Origin of the sequence: Paraburkholderia dipogonis (genome assembly GCF_046027395.1) — a bacterium.
GTDB lineage: Bacteria > Pseudomonadota > Gammaproteobacteria > Burkholderiales > Burkholderiaceae > Paraburkholderia > Paraburkholderia dipogonis_A.
This window is the reverse complement of sequence record NZ_JAQQEG010000045.1, coordinates 60,790-77,869: the sequence shown is the minus strand read 5'-3', so window position 1 is coordinate 77,869 and position 17,080 is coordinate 60,790. Positions and strand designations below refer to the sequence as shown.

16 protein-coding genes are annotated in these 17,080 nt (G+C 60.4%); all 16 read left to right on the top strand.

Annotated features, from left to right (window positions below; all coding sequences use genetic code 11):
- Positions 1–79 precede the first annotated feature (79 nt).
- The gene (locus PQR32_RS34710; protein WP_012434813.1) at positions 80–1,135 is read left to right on the top strand and encodes a branched-chain amino acid ABC transporter permease; all 1,056 of its coding nucleotides are present in this window, start codon (positions 80–82) and stop codon (positions 1,133–1,135) included.
- 4 nt (positions 1,136–1,139) lie between these two features.
- Entirely contained in the window at positions 1,140–2,924 is a 1,785-nt protein-coding gene (locus PQR32_RS34705) for a branched-chain amino acid ABC transporter ATP-binding protein/permease (RefSeq protein ID WP_408238112.1), read from the top strand.
- An 11-nt stretch (positions 2,925–2,935) separates the two neighbouring features.
- A complete protein-coding gene (locus PQR32_RS34700) occupies positions 2,936–3,688 on the top strand; it encodes an ABC transporter ATP-binding protein (protein WP_408238109.1) in 753 nt (250 codons plus the stop codon).
- A 174-nt stretch (positions 3,689–3,862) separates the two neighbouring features.
- A complete protein-coding gene (gene mnmG / locus PQR32_RS34695) occupies positions 3,863–5,821 on the top strand; it encodes a tRNA uridine-5-carboxymethylaminomethyl(34) synthesis enzyme MnmG (protein ID WP_408238106.1) in 1,959 nt (652 codons plus the stop codon).
- Complete coding sequence (rsmG, locus tag PQR32_RS34690) at positions 5,818–6,501, top strand: 16S rRNA (guanine(527)-N(7))-methyltransferase RsmG (RefSeq protein WP_408238103.1); 684 nt, start codon at positions 5,818–5,820, stop codon at positions 6,499–6,501. The genes mnmG and rsmG overlap by 4 nt, the downstream gene beginning before the upstream one ends.
- A 101-nt stretch (positions 6,502–6,602) precedes the next feature.
- Entirely contained in the window at positions 6,603–7,394 is a 792-nt protein-coding gene (locus tag PQR32_RS34685; protein ID WP_408238100.1) for a ParA family protein, read from the top strand.
- A gap of 18 nt (positions 7,395–7,412) precedes the next feature.
- A complete protein-coding gene (locus tag PQR32_RS34680; RefSeq protein ID WP_408238097.1) occupies positions 7,413–8,300 on the top strand; it encodes a ParB/RepB/Spo0J family partition protein in 888 nt (295 codons plus the stop codon).
- 826 nt (positions 8,301–9,126) lie between these two features.
- Entirely contained in the window at positions 9,127–9,672 is a 546-nt protein-coding gene (locus tag PQR32_RS34675; RefSeq protein WP_408238094.1) for an ATP synthase subunit I, read from the top strand.
- 163 nt (positions 9,673–9,835) lie between these two features.
- Entirely contained in the window at positions 9,836–10,687 is an 852-nt protein-coding gene (atpB, locus tag PQR32_RS34670; RefSeq protein ID WP_106284871.1) for a F0F1 ATP synthase subunit A, read from the top strand.
- 93 nt (positions 10,688–10,780) lie between these two features.
- On the top strand, positions 10,781–11,050 hold the full coding sequence (atpE, locus tag PQR32_RS34665) for a F0F1 ATP synthase subunit C (protein ID WP_007180033.1): 270 nt from the start codon (positions 10,781–10,783) through the stop codon (positions 11,048–11,050).
- 138 nt (positions 11,051–11,188) lie between these two features.
- A complete protein-coding gene (locus PQR32_RS34660) occupies positions 11,189–11,659 on the top strand; it encodes a F0F1 ATP synthase subunit B (RefSeq protein ID WP_106284870.1) in 471 nt (156 codons plus the stop codon).
- A 2-nt stretch (positions 11,660–11,661) separates the two neighbouring features.
- Complete coding sequence (locus PQR32_RS34655) at positions 11,662–12,201, top strand: F0F1 ATP synthase subunit delta (RefSeq protein WP_006050846.1); 540 nt, start codon at positions 11,662–11,664, stop codon at positions 12,199–12,201.
- Between the two features lie 58 nt (positions 12,202–12,259).
- On the top strand, positions 12,260–13,801 hold the full coding sequence (gene atpA, locus PQR32_RS34650) for a F0F1 ATP synthase subunit alpha (protein ID WP_408238089.1): 1,542 nt from the start codon (positions 12,260–12,262) through the stop codon (positions 13,799–13,801).
- A gap of 139 nt (positions 13,802–13,940) precedes the next feature.
- Entirely contained in the window at positions 13,941–14,825 is an 885-nt protein-coding gene (gene atpG, locus PQR32_RS34645) for a F0F1 ATP synthase subunit gamma (protein ID WP_106284868.1), read from the top strand.
- Positions 14,826–14,926: 101 nt separating this feature from the next.
- Positions 14,927–16,321, top strand: a complete 1,395-nt coding sequence (gene atpD, locus PQR32_RS34640) for a F0F1 ATP synthase subunit beta (protein ID WP_408238085.1) — start codon at positions 14,927–14,929, stop codon at positions 16,319–16,321.
- A 209-nt stretch (positions 16,322–16,530) separates the two neighbouring features.
- Complete coding sequence (locus tag PQR32_RS34635; protein ID WP_012434800.1) at positions 16,531–16,956, top strand: F0F1 ATP synthase subunit epsilon; 426 nt, start codon at positions 16,531–16,533, stop codon at positions 16,954–16,956.
- Positions 16,957–17,080 lie beyond the last annotated feature (124 nt).

Sequence of the window (17,080 nt, the reverse complement as noted above, 5' to 3'; positions counted from 1 at the left end):
GCGGGTCGGTGGACGGCCGCGAGTTCTGCCGCCACGACGGTTTCCCAGTTTCGATTTCGACGCTTCAGGACGAGGAAGTATGGATCTATCAATTGCGGCGATCCTCGCGCAGGACGGCATCACCACCGGCGCGATCTACGCGCTGCTCGCGCTCGCGCTGGTGCTGGTGTTCTCCGTGACGCGGGTGATCTTCATCCCGCAGGGGGAGTTTGTTTCGTACGGCGCGTTGACGCTCGCCGCGCTACAGACACAGAAATTTCCGGCCACCTGCTGGTTGCTGATGGCGATGGGCGCGGCCTGCTTTGTCGTCGAGATAGCGGGGCTGGTGCGGCATCCCGAACGGCGCCGGCATGCGGCGCGTACGCTGGTCATGCTGGTCGGCAAATATCTGCTGTTTCCGATCGCGGTCTACGCGCTCACGCAAGGTGTTTTCATGCATACGCTGCCGATGATCGCGCAGATCGCATTGACGCTGCTGATCGTGATTCCGATGGGACCGTACGTGTACCGGCTCGCGTATGAGCCGATCGCGGAAGCGACCACGCTGCTGCTGTTGATCGTGGCCGTGGCGGTGCACTTCGCCATGGTCGGCCTGGGTCTCGTGATGTTCGGTGCGGAAGGTTCACGCACCACCGCGTTTTCCGATGCGACCTTCAACATCGGCACGCTGACGATTTCCGGGCAGAGCTTGTGGGTGGTTGGCACCGCGGTTGTGCTGATCGGCGCGCTTTATCTGTACTTCGACCGCTCGATCTCGGGTAAGGCGTTGCGTGCGACGTCGGTGAACCGGCTCGGCGCGCGGCTCGTCGGCATCGGCACGACGCAAGCGGGGCGCCTAGCATTTACGTTGGCCGCGGGCCTCGGCGCGCTGTGCGGCATCCTCGTCGCGCCCTTGACCACCATCTACTACGACTCGGGCTTCCTGATCGGTTTGAAGGGCTTCGTGGGGGCGATCATCGGCGGCCTCGTCAGCTATCCGCTGGCGGCCGCGGGCTCGATCCTGGTTGGCCTGCTGGAGTCGTATTCGTCGTTCTGGGCGAGCGCTTATAAGGAAGTGATCGTGTTCACGCTGATCATCCCCGTGTTGCTCTGGCGAAGTCTTGCCAGCCCGCACGCCGAAGAGGAAGAGGAGTGACGCGATGAAACGGATCATGCAAAACAAGTTTTTCTGGTTGTTCCTCGTGGTGCTGTTCGCGCTGCCGGTGTTGCCGCAACCGATTCACGTGCCTGAGTACTGGGTAACGCTGCTCAACTACATCGGTCTGTATTCGATCGTGGCGATCGGGCTCGTGCTGCTAACCGGTATCGGCGGGATGACGAGCTTCGGGCAGGCGGCGTTTGTCGGTATCGGCGCTTATGCGACCGCGTATCTGACGACGCGGTACGGCGTCTCGCCGTGGCTCGCACTGATCGCGGGCGTGGTGGTGACGGCGTTGATCGCGCTGATGCTCGGACTCGTGACGATGCGTTTGTCGGGCCACTTTCTGCCGCTCGGCACGATCGCATGGGGACTCGCGCTGTTCTACCTGTTCGGCAATCTCGACATGCTCGGCAAGTACGACGGCATCAACGGGATTCCGGTGCTGAATGTGTTCGGCATCAACCTGGAATCGGGCCGCCATATCTATTACTTGATCTGGCTGGTCGTGCTCGGTGCGGTGATTTCAGTTCAGAACCTGCTTAATAGCCGGCCGGGGCGGGCGATCCGCGCGCTGCGCGGCGGCGGCATGATGGCCGAGGCGATGGGCGTCAACACTGGCTGGATGCGCGTGGTGATCTTCGTGTATGCGGCGGTGCTGGCGTCGGTTTCGGGTTTTCTGTACGCGCATCTGCAGCGCGCCGTGAACCCGACGCCGTTCGGTCTGAACCACGGCATCGAGTTTCTGTTCATGGCCGTGGTTGGCGGCGTTTCTCACGTCTGGGGCGCGGTCCTCGGCGCTGCGATCCTGACCGTGCTGCAAGACTATCTGCAGACTTTGCTGCCCAAGCTGCTCGGCGAGAACGGCAACTTCGAAGTGATCGTGTTCGGCATCTTGATGGTGCTATTGCTGCAATACGCCCGCCAAGGCGTTTGGCCATTCGTCGCGCGGTTTTTCCCGAAGGGTCCGCGCGCCCATTTGGCCGATCACGCCGAACCGTTGCCGCAGCGCAGCAAACCAGCGGCCGGTGAAGACCTGCTGACGGTGAACAAGGCGCGCAAGCAATTCGGCGGTCTGGTTGCTGTGAACGATGTCAGCTTCGAGGTGAAAGCAGGGCAGATCATCGGTCTGATCGGCCCGAACGGCGCCGGCAAGTCGACCACGTTCAATCTGGTGACCGGCGTGCTCCAGGCGACTAGCGGTGAGATCACGTTCCGCGGTGAGCGTATCGATTCGCTGAGTTCACGTGAAATCGTCAAGCGTGGAATCGGCCGCACGTTCCAGCACGTCAAGCTGTTGCCGGGGATGACGGTGCTCGAGAACGTCGCGATCGGCGCGCATCTGCGCGGGCAGGCCGGCGTGTGGCGCAGCGTCGTGCGCCTGAACAGCGCGGAGGAAGCGCGGTTGATGGCGGAGGCGGCACGTCAGATTCGTCGAGTCGGCCTCGAGCAACACATGTACGACGAAGCTGGCAGCCTCGCGCTGGGTCAACAGCGGATTCTCGAAATCGCTCGCGCGTTGTGCTGCGACCCGACGCTATTGTTGCTGGATGAACCGGCCGCCGGTCTGCGCTATCAGGAAAAGCTGCAACTGGCCGACCTGCTGCGTCGCCTTAAAGCGGAAGGCATGAGCGTGTTGCTGGTGGAGCACGATATGGATTTCGTGATGAACCTCACCGACCGGCTGGTGGTCATGGAATTCGGAACCCGGATCGCGGAAGGTTTGCCGCAAGAGGTACAACAAGACCCGGCTGTCCTGGAAGCGTATCTCGGTGGGGTGGAGTGATGGAGAACACGATGAATGCTGCTGGCCCGATTCTCGACGTGGACGGTTTGTCGGTCCGCTATGGCAAGGTCGAGGCGCTGCACGGCGCGGCGATCAAAGTGCGGCCCGGGCAGATCGTCTCGGTGATCGGCCCGAACGGCGCGGGAAAGTCCACGCTGCTGAACGCGATCATGGGCGCGTTGCCGACCACGGGCCACGCGAAGGGCGCCGTTCTGTATCAAGGTGAAGATGTGAGCGCGGTGCCGGTCGAAAAGCGTGTCGCGCGCGGGATGTGCCTGGTGCCGGAAAAGCGCGAGCTATTCGCGTCGATGACGGTGGAAGACAACCTCGTCCTTGGCGCTTATCGGCGCAAGCGGGCAGGGGAGCGGAACTTCCTTGACCAGCTCGAGCCGGTCTTTACGTTGTTTCCGCGGCTGAAGGAGCGGCGCAAGCAGGCTGCCGGAACCTTATCCGGTGGCGAGCGGCAGATGCTCGCAGTGGGCCGGGCGCTGATGGGGAAGCCAGATCTACTGATGCTGGACGAGCCGAGTCTCGGTCTTGCGCCGTTGATCGTGAAAGAAATTTTCCACATCATTAGCGCGTTGCGGCAGACCGGCGTCGCCACGTTGCTGATCGAGCAGAATGCGCGCGCCGCGTTGCAAATCTCCGACTTTGGTTATGTGTTGGAAACCGGCGAACTGGCGCTGGAAGGACCGGCGGCCGACTTGGCGCAGAATCCGCGTGTGATCGAAACCTACCTTGGGCTGGCCAAGAAAGTGGCTTAGCGCTCAGACTGGTTGCTGTTTCCCGTTGTTCAAAGCGGTGTGTTTCACGTGAAACACACCGTTTTTTTATGGATTGGCCATTGGGACGAAATTCGGGCCTAAACCGAACCCGTTATAATTCGCCCATACTTTTCTTTTGAAGGCTCACGCGACGATCTGGCGTGAGATCTCGCGATGCTCTTTCCCACAGAATTTGACGTAATCGTCGTCGGCGGCGGTCATGCTGGCACCGAAGCCGCTTTGGCTTCGGCGCGCATGGGCAATACGACGCTCCTGCTGACTCACAACATTGAAACCCTCGGCCAGATGAGCTGCAATCCGTCGATTGGCGGCATTGGCAAGGGTCATCTGGTGAAGGAAGTCGACGCGCTTGGCGGTGCAATGGCGGCCGCGACGGACGAGGGCGGCATCCAGTTCCGTATTCTGAATTCGTCAAAGGGTCCGGCCGTTCGCGCGACGCGCGCCCAGGCTGATCGTTTGCTGTACAAGCAGGCGATCCGGCATCGGCTGGAGAATCAGCCGAACCTGTGGCTGTTTCAGCAAGCAGTCGACGATCTGATCGTGGAAGGCGACCGTGTCGTCGGCGCTGTCACCCAAGTAGGTATTAGCTTCCGCGCGCGCGCTGTGGTTCTGACGGCGGGGACATTCCTCGACGGTAAGATTCACGTGGGCCTGAACAACTACACGGGCGGCCGCGCCGGCGATCCGGCGGCGGTGTCGCTATCCGCACGCCTCAAGGAATTGAAGCTGCCGCAAGGTCGCCTGAAGACAGGGACGCCGCCCCGTATCGACGGCCGAACGATCGATTTCTCGCAACTCGAAGAGCAGCCGGGCGATCTGGATCCGGTGCCAGTGTTCTCGTTTCTCGGGCACGTCGAGCAGCATCCGCGGCAAGTGCCGTGCTGGGTAACGCATACGAATGAGCGCACGCATGACATCATCCGCGGCGGTCTCGACCGTTCGCCGATGTACACCGGCGTGATCGAAGGAGTAGGGCCGCGCTATTGCCCGTCGATCGAGGACAAGATTCACCGATTCGCGTCCAAGGAATCGCACCAGATCTTTCTCGAACCAGAAGGGCTGACGACCAATGAGTTCTACCCCAACGGAATTTCCACGAGCCTGCCGTTCGATGTGCAACTGGAGCTGGTGCGCTCGATGCGCGGCTTGGAGCACGCGCACATCCTGCGGCCGGGCTATGCGATCGAGTATGACTACTTCGATCCGCGCGGGCTGAAGGCGTCGCTGGAAACCAAGGTGATCAATGGGCTGTTCTTCGCGGGTCAGATCAACGGCACGACCGGCTACGAAGAGGCGGCGGCGCAGGGTCTACTGGCGGGGATCAACGCGGGTCTGTATGTACAAGGCAAGGAAGCTTGGTGCCCGCGCCGCGATCAGGCTTACCTCGGTGTCCTGGTCGACGATCTGGTGACGCGCGGTGTGTCCGAGCCGTATCGCATGTTCACAAGCCGTGCTGAATACCGCCTGAGCCTGCGTGAAGACAACGCCGATATGCGTCTCACCGAGATTGGCCGCGAGTTGGGCGTGGTTGACGACATCCGTTGGGACGCTTTCAGCCGCAAGCGCGACGCTGTTTCACGTGAAACAGAGCGTCTTCGCACGACTTGGGTCAATCCTAAGACATTACCGGCTGACGAAGCGACGGCGTTGCTCGGCAAGCCGATTGACCACGAATACAGCCTGGCGGATCTACTGCGTCGCCCGGGTGTCTCGTACGACGGGGTTTGCGGGTTGCGTGCCGGCGCATGTGCCGCGCCTGAAACCTTGGCAGAAGACGACGTGCTGCTCGCCCAGATCAAGGAACAGATCGAGATCGGTATTAAATATCAGGGCTATATCGACCGCCAAGCCGGCGAAATCGAACGAAACGAGGCGCACGAAAGCGCGCGTCTGCCCGATGGACTGGATTACGCGGAAGTCCGAGGGCTGTCGTTCGAAGCTCGCCAGAAGCTGACGCAATTCCGCCCGGAAACCATTGGCCAGGCGTCGCGCATTTCGGGAATTACGCCGGCGGCGATCTCCTTGCTCATGGTCCATCTGAAGCGCGGCTTGGGTCGTCGCCCGACGAAACCCGCCGAGCCCGGCACCGACAGCACGCCGGTGACGCAATGACGGTGAGCCAGAAGGGAAGCGGTAGGGAGGCATTGGCGCCGTTGCTTGAGGACGGTGTTCGCGAACTCGGCCTCGACTTGAGCGAAGCGCAGCTCGGCAAGCTGCTCGACTACGTCGCGTTGTTGTCGAAGTGGAATGCCGTCTACAACCTCACTGCCATCCGCGATCCGCGGCAGATGCTGATTCAGCACATTCTGGATTCGCTTTCGATCGTGCCGCACCTGGCTCCGCGCGGGCCGTCCTCGGTGCTCGATGTCGGTTCCGGCGGTGGCCTGCCGGGCATCGTGCTGGCGATCGTTTTGCCGGAATGGACCGTCACCGTGAACGACATTGTTCATAAAAAGACGGCTTTCCAGGCGCAGGCCAAGGCCGAACTCGGCCTTGCGAATCTCTCGGTGGTGACCGGGCGCGTCGAGACTTTGCAGCCAGGCGCCGAAGTACCGGCAAAGTTCGACGTAATTGTCTCGCGTGCATTCGCAGAGCTCGCGGATTTCGTTACACTGGCCCGTCATCTGGTTGCGGAGCAGGGTGCGATCTGGGCCATGAAAGGAGTGCGGCCGGACGGCGAGACCGAACGGTTACCGGCGGGTGCCCACGTGGAACAGATTATTCGGCTGAACGTGCCGTTGCTCGACGCCGAGCGGCATTTGATCAAGGTTTTGGTGGATGCCGGCAACTAGTGGGCTAGAGGCTGGCTCGAGCTGGCTGCACCTCCGCACCTCTGCACCTGCATCACTCACGATTTTTACTTCATCCAAGCTGCAAAAGGGACACACCAACGATGGCAAAAATCTTCTGCGTTGCGAACCAGAAGGGCGGCGTCGGCAAGACGACGACCACAGTCAATCTGGCCGCGAGCTTGGCAGCGCAGGGACAGCGAGTCCTACTCATCGACCTGGACCCGCAGGGCAATGCCACGATGGGCAGCGGCATCGATAAGGCCGCATGCGCAAACACCGTTTACGAAGTCCTGGTGGACGGCGTCGCGGTGGCCGATGCGCGAGTGCGGCCGGAGGCCGTCGGATATGACGTGCTACCCGCGAACCGCGAACTCGCCGGTGCCGAAGTCGAATTGGTCAGCGTGCAGAACCGCGAGCGTCAATTGAAGGTCGCACTCGCGACGGTCGAAAACGAATATGACTTTGTGCTGATCGACTGCCCCCCGGCTTTGTCGCTGCTGACGCTCAACGGCCTGTGCGCCGCACACGGCGTCGTGATTCCGATGCAGTGCGAGTACTTCGCGCTCGAGGGCTTATCCGATCTGGTCAACACGATCAAACAGGTGCACGCGAACCTGAACCGCGACCTGAAAGTAATCGGCCTGCTGCGCGTGATGTTCGATCCGCGCATTACGTTGCAACAGCAGGTCTCGGATCAGCTGAAAGAGCATTTCGGCGATAAGGTGTTCGACGTGGTGATCCCGCGCAACGTGCGTCTTGCCGAAGCACCCAGCTATGGTTTGCCGGGCGTGGTGTTCGACAGGGCATCGCGCGGCGCGCAGGCGTACGTGCAGTTCGGCGCGGAAATGATTGAGCGGGTGCGCGCATTGAATGACGCGCCCCAGGCATCCTAAGCGGATCGAGGAAGCACGATGAACGCAGTAGCGAGAAAGAAGGGATTGGGCCGCGGCCTGGAAGCATTGCTGGGTGGCACAGCTGACATTACGGAGGCGGTGACGATCGAGGGTGCGCCGAACGTGCTGCCGCTCAGCAAGATGCAGGCGGGCAAGTATCAGCCGCGCACGCGTATGGACGAGGGCGCATTGCAGGAACTGGCGGCCAGCATCCGTGCACAGGGGGTGATGCAGCCGATCCTCGTGCGTCCTGTCTCGGCGGACAAGTACGAGATCATCGCCGGCGAGCGGCGGTTTCGCGCGGCGCGTCTCGCGGGTCTCGACGAAGTGCCGGTGCTGGTAAAGAACGTGCCGGACCAGGCCGCCGCCGCGATGGCGCTGATCGAGAACATTCAGCGTGAGGATTTGAATCCGCTGGAAGAGGCGCAGGGCATCCAGCGCTTGCTCGACGAGTTCAATTTCACGCACGAACAGGCGGCGGAGTCGGTGGGCCGTTCACGTAGTGCGGTATCGAATCTGCTGCGTTTGCTCAACCTCGCGTCGCCCGTACAGACGATGCTGCTGGCCGGCGATCTGGACATGGGGCATGCTCGCGCGCTGCTGGCCGTCGACGCCGCGACCCAGATCACGTTGGCTAACCAGGTCGTCAACAAGCGCATGTCGGTGCGCGAAACCGAAAAGCTGGTGACGGCGACCACCAAGGCTGCACCAGCGGTGAAGGCGCGTGCGAATCCCGATGGTGGTCGCGATACGCGGCGGCTCGAAGAAGAATTGTCGGATTTGCTGGCGGCGACGGTCAAGATCAAGCTCGGCCGACGCGGGCGCGGGCAGGTGCTGGTGGATTTCGGTGATCTGGACGCGCTGGAAGGCATTCTGGTCCGGCTGCGTGGAAATGCCACCGCCTGATCGGCGAGTCGAATGGGAAGGGCGCCTGATAGGCTTGCGATGGGTCTGAATGCCGATCGCAAGCTGTTGGGTTCGCCGTGAGTGCCTTGGGGCGGCGGGTTTGCAAAACAAATGCATAGAACGCTAATCGGACTTTGCGACCGATCCGTGACCCAAATCAACGTTCGATGGATTCCTAAATAAAAGCGCGCCAGATAATCAGGATTGCTCATATATCGAGCCGTCCGACGGGTTTCGTTGGCCGCGAGGTTGCGGCTGTCGCGCGCGTAGCTGCTATGCCTCAGTCGCGATACAGTCAGGCCACAGTCTCCGCGCGGATGAATTTCACGGAGGAGGGCGTGCCCGACGCAAAAGCTGAAAGCTGGCCGCCACCTCGCCAGCGCACTCATTCGGCGCTAGCGAGCGAGATACTTCGTGAAAACCTTTCTCGTGGATCATCACGTACCAGTTAGTTCACGAATAGGAGCGCACCATTTCGCGCCTACCCGGCGCCGTCCGCCATGTCCATCTGCATAGGCAAGAATCGACGTTTGTTGCATTTTCGAGACGTCTGCTACGACGTTTAAGCGACCTCTCGACGAGTGCAAACTCACCCGATTCAAACGGCATGTTTTGACACCCCCCGACAGCCTTACATTTGACGTCTTTCACCCCGCGAATCAGGCGTTCCCGTATGGTGAGGAGGCTTTTCACGCTGGTTATTGAACGGGCTAAAGTCTTGAATTGCCTGCAACTATCGCTTACAATCGCCCGGATTTAATTGCACGGGAACCCCGTAAGCGCAGCGTAAGCTCGCGGGCTGGAATAAGACTTTCGGAACACTGCGATGGCGGTCAAAACGTCGAATCAAGCGCCGAAGAATGGGCACGACGAACACCGCGATGAACGCAAAGCTTCCGTTGCGTCCACCGGTCGGCAAGCGACACCTGACGAAGCGTGGGATGTCGAGCAGCAAGATAACAATATCGTTCCGCTCACGCGGGCTGAAGCTGAAAAGCTATTTGGTCCCAACGTGAGTCGTCCATCGCGCGTTACGCCTTTCAAGGTCGTGGCGGCGCAAATGGTTTTGTCCCTGGGTGCTACGCTGGTGTGGTGGCTGTTCTACAAGCCGCCGGGCGCTGCTGCGCTGTCCGCGTTCCTGGGGGGAGCGATCTGCTGGGTGCCGAGCGCGTTGTTCGCGGCACGACTGAGAACGCTGAGCGGCGCCGAAACAGCGATGAGCTGGATGATCGGTGAAGCGCTCAAGATGGGGACAACGATCGCGATGTTTGTGGCCATCGCCTTCTGGTATCACGACGTACGCTGGGTTCCGCTGCTCGTGACATACCTCATCGCGCTCAAGACGTACTGGATCGCCTTAGCCTGGCGCTAAGGTAGCAGCAACATAAGTAGCAGCAAAAAATTCAGGCCGGCGCGCAGCGCCGGCATCAGGAGTGCGGATATGACACGATCCGCACCCGGCATGTTCCCGCAGTACAGAATTGTGGCGGGAGCGGCCTGAGACGATTTTCGACAATTTGGGTGGCATTAACGATATGGCAGCTAGCGAAGGCACGCGCGCTCTGGATCCGTCCGAGTACATCGCGCACCACTTGCAGAACTTTTCCACCGCGCACCAGACGTCGATTTTCGACATTCACGTCTGGAATCTGGACACCCTTTTCTGGTCGATCGTTTGCGGTCTGGCCACGATCTTGATCCTGCATCTCGCTGCCCGCAAGGCAACGTCCGGCGTGCCGGGCCGTTTCCAATGCGCGATCGAAATGCTGGTTGAAATGGTCGAAGATCAATCGAAGTCGATGATTCACGGTACCCGCACGTTCATCGCGCCGCTCGCGTTGACCGTGTTCGTCTGGGTTGCCCTCATGAATTCGCTCGACTTCATCCCAGTCGACCTGCCGGGCCGCGTGATCGGTTGGCTGGGTCTGTCGGAAGTCATCCCTCATCACCGCATCGTGCCGACCGCCGACCTGAACGGCACGCTCGGCATCGCGCTCGGCGTGTTCGCGCTGATGATTTACTACAACTTCAAGATCAAGGGCGCAGGCGGCTTCGTGCATGAGCTGCTGTCGGCTCCGTTCGGCGCGCATCCGCTGCTGTGGATCCCGAACCTTGCATTGAACATCATCGAGTTCGTCGCAAAGACGGTCTCGCTCGGCATGCGGCTGTTCGGCAACATGTACGCGGGCGAGCTGTTGTTCCTGCTGATTGCCCTGCTCGGCAGCATGTGGGGTTTCGGCGCGGACGCGTCAGTGCTCGGCTTTATCGGCCATGTCATCGCAGGCACGGTTTGGGCAATCTTCCACATCCTGATCGTTCTGCTGCAAGCGTTCATTTTCATGATGCTGACGCTGGTGTACATCGGACAGGCACACGACAGCCACTAATCACGGCGTGTCGAACGACGAATTGTTTTTAGTTTTGTTTTATTAAATCCCAGTTCCAACCAGTTCTAAAAGACTTTTCACAAAGGAGTGATCATGCAAGCTTTCATCGCCAACATCCAGGGTCTGACCGCCATCGGTATCGGCATCATCATCGGCCTGGGTGCAATCGGCGCCTGTATCGGTATCGGCCTGATGGGCGGCAAGTACATCGAAGCATGTGCACGTCAGCCTGAACTGATGAACCCGCTGCAAACCAAGATGTTCCTGCTGGCTGGTCTGATCGATGCGGCGTTCCTGATTGGCGTTGGTGTGGCAATGCTGTTTGCGTTCGCGAATCCGCTGCTGTCGAAGCTGGCAGGCTGAGGTTCCTCGGAAGTTTGCGCCTGAGCTATAACTGGTAAAGGCGCAGGGCGGAACGGGCACTCGGGCGCTGATCGAATACAGAATCGATGAGCGCCTTGCCGTTTCACTTTCCGAACTAGCAACGTTTAAGGAAACACCGTGAATCTCAACGCAACCCTGTTTGCGCAAATGGTCGTGTTCCTGATCCTCGCGTGGTTCACGATGAAGTTCGTGTGGCCGCCGCTGATCAACGCCCTCGACGAGCGCTCGAAGAAGATCGCTGACGGTTTGTCGGCTGCTGAAAAGGGCAAGGCAGAACTCGAAGCCGCTCACAAGCGCGTCGACCAGGAACTCGCTCAGGCACGCAACGACGGTCAGCAACGTATTGCTGACGCAGAAAAGCGCGCTGTGGCAGTCGCTGACGAAATCAAGGCTCAAGCACAAGCTGAAGCCGCTCGCATCATCGCGCAAGCGAAGGCCGACGCGGACCAGCAAGTCGTGAAAGCGCGCGAAACGCTGCGCGGCGAAGTCGCTGCACTCGCTGTGAAGGGCGCTGAACAGATCCTGAAGCGCGAAGTCGACCAGGCAGCTCACGCTGACCTGCTGAATCAACTGAAAGCCGAGCTCTGATCATGGCCGAACTTGCAACCATCGCCCGTCCGTACGCAGAAGCGCTGTTTGGCGTGGCCGAAGCTGGTGACATCGCCGCCTGGTCCACGCTCGTGCAGGAGCTGGCACAGGTTGCGCGTCTGCCCGAAGTGCTGTCGATCGCCTCGAGCCCGAAAGTAAGCCGCGCCCAGGTTAGCGAACTGCTGCTGGCCGCGGTCAAGTCGCCGCTCAAGGACAACGCGCAAGCGAAGAATCTGGTGCAAATGCTGGTGGACAACCATCGCCTGCAATTGCTGCCGGAAATCGCTGTGCAGTTCGAAGAGTTGAAGAACGCCCGCGAAGGGGCGGCCGATGTGCTGATCGTCAGCGCATTTCCGCTCGAAGGCGCGCAGTTGAACGACCTCGTCGCAAGTCTCGAACGCAAGTTCAAACGCAAGCTGAAGCCGACGGTCGAGATCGACTCGTCGTTGATCGGCGGCGTGCGCGTGACGGTTGGCGACGAAGTGCTCGATACCTCGGTCCGCGCGCGGCTTGCCAGCATGCAGACGGCTCTGACGGCCTGAAGCGCCCAAGGCGCTGAAGCGGCTGGCACGCAACAGAATTGACTATCAGGAGCGAATAATGCAACTCAATCCCTCTGAGATCAGCGAGCTGATCAAGAGCCGGATCCAGGGCCTTGAAGCGAGCGCAGACGTTCGCAACCAGGGCACTGTGATCTCCGTGACCGACGGTATCGTGCGTATTCACGGCCTGTCGGAAGTGATGCAGGGCGAAATGCTCGAATTCCCGGGCAACACCTTCGGTCTCGCACTGAACCTCGAGCGCGACTCGGTCGGCGCCGTGATTCTGGGTGAGTACGAACACATTTCGGAAGGCGACGTGGTCAAGACCACCGGCCGCATTCTGGAAGTGCCGGTGGGTCCGGAACTGCTCGGCCGCGTGGTCGACGCACTCGGTAACCCGATCGACGGCAAGGGCCCGATCAACGCGAAGAAAACCGACGCAATCGAAAAGATTGCTCCGGGCGTGATCTGGCGTAAGTCGGTTTCGGAACCGGTCCAAACCGGTCTGAAGTCGATCGACGCGATGGTGCCGGTTGGCCGTGGCCAGCGCGAGCTGATCATTGGCGACCGTCAGTGCGGCAAGACCGCAGTCGCAGTCGACGCGATCATCAACCAGAAGGGCAAGAACCTCTTCTGTATCTACGTCGCGATCGGCCAGAAGGCTTCGTCGATCATGAACGTGGTGCGCAAGCTGGAAGAAACCGGTGCGCTGGAATACACGATCGTCGTGGCCGCTTCGGCTTCGGAATCGGCTGCCATGCAATATCTGGCACCGTACGCCGGCTGTACGATGGGCGAATACTTCCGCGACCGTGGTCAAGACGCGCTGATCGTTTATGACGATTTGACCAAGCAGGCTTGGGCATACCGTCAGATCTCGCTGCTGCTGCGCCGTCCGCCGGGTCGTGAAGCGTACCCGGGCGACGTGTTCTATCTGCACTCGCGTTTGCTGGAGCGTGCTGCTCGCGTCTCGGAAGAGTACGTCGAAAAGTTCACGAACGGTGAAGTCAAGGGCAAGAGCGGTTCGCTGACGGCACTGCCGGTCATTGAAACGCAAGCAGGCGACGTGACCGCATTCGTTCCGACGAACGTGATCTCGATTACCGACGGCCAGATCTTCCTGGAAACCGACCTCTTCAACGCAGGTATCCGCCCGGCAATTAACGCCGGCGTGTCGGTGTCGCGCGTCGGTGGTGCGGCTCAGACGAAGGTCGTGAAGAAGCTGTCGGGCGGTATTCGTACCGACCTCGCGCAGTACCGTGAACTGGCTGCGTTCGCGCAGTTCGCCTCGGACCTCGACGAAGCCACCCGCAAGCAACTGGAGCGCGGCCGCCGCGTGACGGAACTGCTGAAGCAGCCGCAGTATCAGCCGCTGCAAGTGTGGGAACTGGCTGTCGCGCTGTTCGCAGCGAATAACGGCTACCTCGACGATCTGGAAGTTGCGCAAGTGCTGCCGTTCGAAAAGGGCCTGCGCGACTACCTGAAGACGAAGCACGCTGACCTGATCAAGCGCGTCGAAGACACCAAGGAACTCTCGAAGGACGACGAAGCCCTGCTGCACACGGCTCTCAAAGACTTCAAGAAGTCCGGCGCTTTTTGATCCGCGAGTGACCCGCAAGGCATAAACGGACCTTGAAGCGGCGCGGGCCGCAGGCAACTGAACCCGCGCTGCTTCGATCGCTTTGCATGGGACCCGAGTTAGCGCTGAAGCGCTAACTGGGGCCGACAAGGAGCAAGCAATGGCTGGAATGAAGGAAATTCGCGGCAAGATCAAGAGCGTGCAAAACACGCGCAAGATCACGAAAGCGATGGAGATGGTGGCCGCATCGAAGATGCGCCGCGCTCAGGAGCGCATGCGCGCTGCTCGCCCGTATGCCGACAAGGTCCGCGATATCGCTGCACACATGAGCCGTGCGAACCCGGAGTATCGTCACCCGTTCATGGTGTCGAACGAAGGCGCGAAGGCGGCCGGCATCATCCTCGTCACGACCGACAAAGGTCTGTGCGGCGGCATGAACACCAACGTGCTGCGCGCGTCGCTGCAGAAGTTCAAGGAACTGGAAGGCCAGGGCAAGACGATCGAAGCAACCGCGATCGGCACCAAAGGTCTGGGTTTCCTGAATCGTCTGCGCGCCAAGGTGGTGTCGAATGTCGTGCACCTGGGCGATACGCCGCATCTGGAAAAGCTGATCGGCGCGGTGAAGGTGCAGCTCGACCTGTACTCGGAAGGCAAGGTTTCGGCGGTGTACCTGGCGTACACGCGCTTCGTCAATACGATGAAGCAGGAGCCGGTGATCGAGCAACTGCTGCCGCTGTCGGCAGATCAGTTCGAGCGCAAGGAAGAAGACGGCACGACGCCGAGCACGCAGTGGGACTACATCTACGAGCCGGATGCGCAGGCAGTGGTGGACGAACTGCTGGTGCGTTATGTCGAAGCGCTGGTCTATCAGGCCGTCGCGGAAAACATGGCATCGGAACAGTCGGCACGAATGGTCGCAATGAAGGCCGCTTCGGACAACGCGAAGACGGTCATCAACGAACTGCAACTCGTGTACAACAAGAGCCGTCAGGCCGCGATCACGAAAGAACTGTCGGAAATCGTCGGTGGCGCGGCGGCAGTCTGACCTTGAAGGTCAGACACGTTGCTTCGAGTGCGCCTTCGCGGCGCACCCACCGAAACTGCGCCTTTGCGCGAGTGAAGAATTGAGTATCTAAAGGAAAAGCGATGAGTACTACTGCTTTGGTAGAAGGCAAGATCGTACAGTGCATCGGCGCGGTGATCGACGTGGAATTCCCGCGTGACCACATGCCGAAGATTTACGACGCGCTCATTCTCGACGGTTCGGAATTGACCCTCGAAGTCCAGCAACAGCTGGGCGACGGCGTCGTCCGTACCATCTGTCTGGGTGCATCGGACGGTCTGCGCCGCGGTACGACGGTGAAGAACACCGGCAAGCCGATCAGTGTGCCGGTCGGCAAGCCGACCCTCGGCCGGATCATGGACGTGCTGGGTCGCCCGATCGACGAAGCCGGCCCGATCAACTCGGACGTGGTGCGCGGTATTCACCAGAAGGCCCCGGCGTTCGAGGACCTGTCGCCGTCGACGGAACTGCTCGAAACCGGCATCAAGGTTATCGATCTGATCTGCCCGTTCGCTAAGGGCGGTAAGGTTGGCCTGTTCGGTGGCGCCGGCGTGGGCAAGACCGTGAACATGATGGAACTGATCAACAACATCGCTAAGGAACACGGTGGTTACTCCGTGTTCGCCGGTGTTGGCGAGCGTACTCGTGAAGGGAACGACTTCTATCACGAAATGAAGGACTCGAACGTTCTCGATAAAGTCGCGCTGGTGTACGGCCAGATGAACGAGCCGCCGGGCAACCGTCTGCGCGTCGCGCTGACCGGTCTGACGATGGCTGAGCACTTCCGTGACGAAGGTCTCGACGTGCTGTTCTTCGTCGACAACATCTACCGTTTCACGCTGGCAGGCACGGAAGTGTCGGCACTGCTCGGCCGTATGCCGTCGGCAGTGGGCTATCAGCCGACGCTGGCTGAAGAAATGGGTAAGCTGCAAGAGCGTATTACGTCGACCAAGACCGGCTCGATCACGTCGGTTCAGGCCGTGTACGTCCCTGCGGATGACTTGACCGACCCGTCGCCGGCTACGACTTTCGGCCACTTGGACGCAACGGTTGTGTTGTCGCGTGACATCGCTTCGCTGGGTATCTACCCGGCAGTCGACCCGCTCGATTCGACCTCGCGTCAGATCGACCCGAACGTGATCGGCGAAGAGCACTACGCGATCACGCGCGGCGTGCAGCAAACGCTGCAGCGCTACAAGGAACTGCGCGACATTATCGCGATTCTGGGCATGGACGAACTGGCGCCGGAAGACAAGCTCGCCGTGGCGCGCGCTCGTAAGATCCAGCGTTTCCTGTCGCAGCCGTTCCACGTCGCTGAAGTGTTCACGGGCTCGCCGGGCAAGTACGTGCCGCTGAAGGAAACGATCCGTGGCTTCAAGATGATCGTCGACGGCGAGTGCGACCATCTGCCGGAACAAGCGTTCTACATGGTCGGCACGATCGACGAAGCCTTCGAAAAGGCCAAGAAGATCCAGTAAAGGTCGGGTGTAACGAAGCGGGCGCCGTCGTCTCGCGCGGAAGGGATACCATCACGGTATCGAATCCCAAACCCGGCGCCTCTTACTACGCTCAACCCAGCCTTGCATGGGACGAGAGTAGCGCTAAAGCGCTAACTCTCGTCGAGCTTTGCAGGGGACCCGAGTAAGCGCTAAAGCGCCAACTCTGGTCGCCACAGGAGTCGACACTTATGGCAACAATCAAGGTAGACGTCGTCAGCGCGGAAGAGCAGATCTTCTCGGGCCAGGCGAAGTTCGTCGCGCTGCCGGGCGAAGCAGGTGAACTCGGCATTCTGCCGGGCCACACGCCGCTCATCACGCGGATTCGTCCGGGTGCGGTGCGCATCGAAGCTGAAAACGGTGAGGAAGAGTTTGTCTTCGTCGCCGGCGGCATCCTCGAAATCCAGCCGGGCGCTGTGACGGTTCTCGCCGACACGGCTATCCGCGGCAAGGATCTCGACGAAGCCAAGGCTGAAGATGCACGCAAGCGGGCGGAAGAAGCGCTGCAGAACACGGGTTCGAACCTCGAATACGCGACCGCGCAAGCGGAACTGGCGTACGCGACGGCTCAGCTCGCGGCGATTCAGCGTCTGCGCAAGCTGCGCGGTCAGAACTAAGCAATACGTATCAGAGAGAAAGCAGCCTTCGCGGCTGCTTTTTTTTGACCCTGACTTGACGTTTACGGAAAGGTCAGCAAAATCGTGTTTTCGAATCGATCGGCTTGACGGCGTGGCAGTTTGG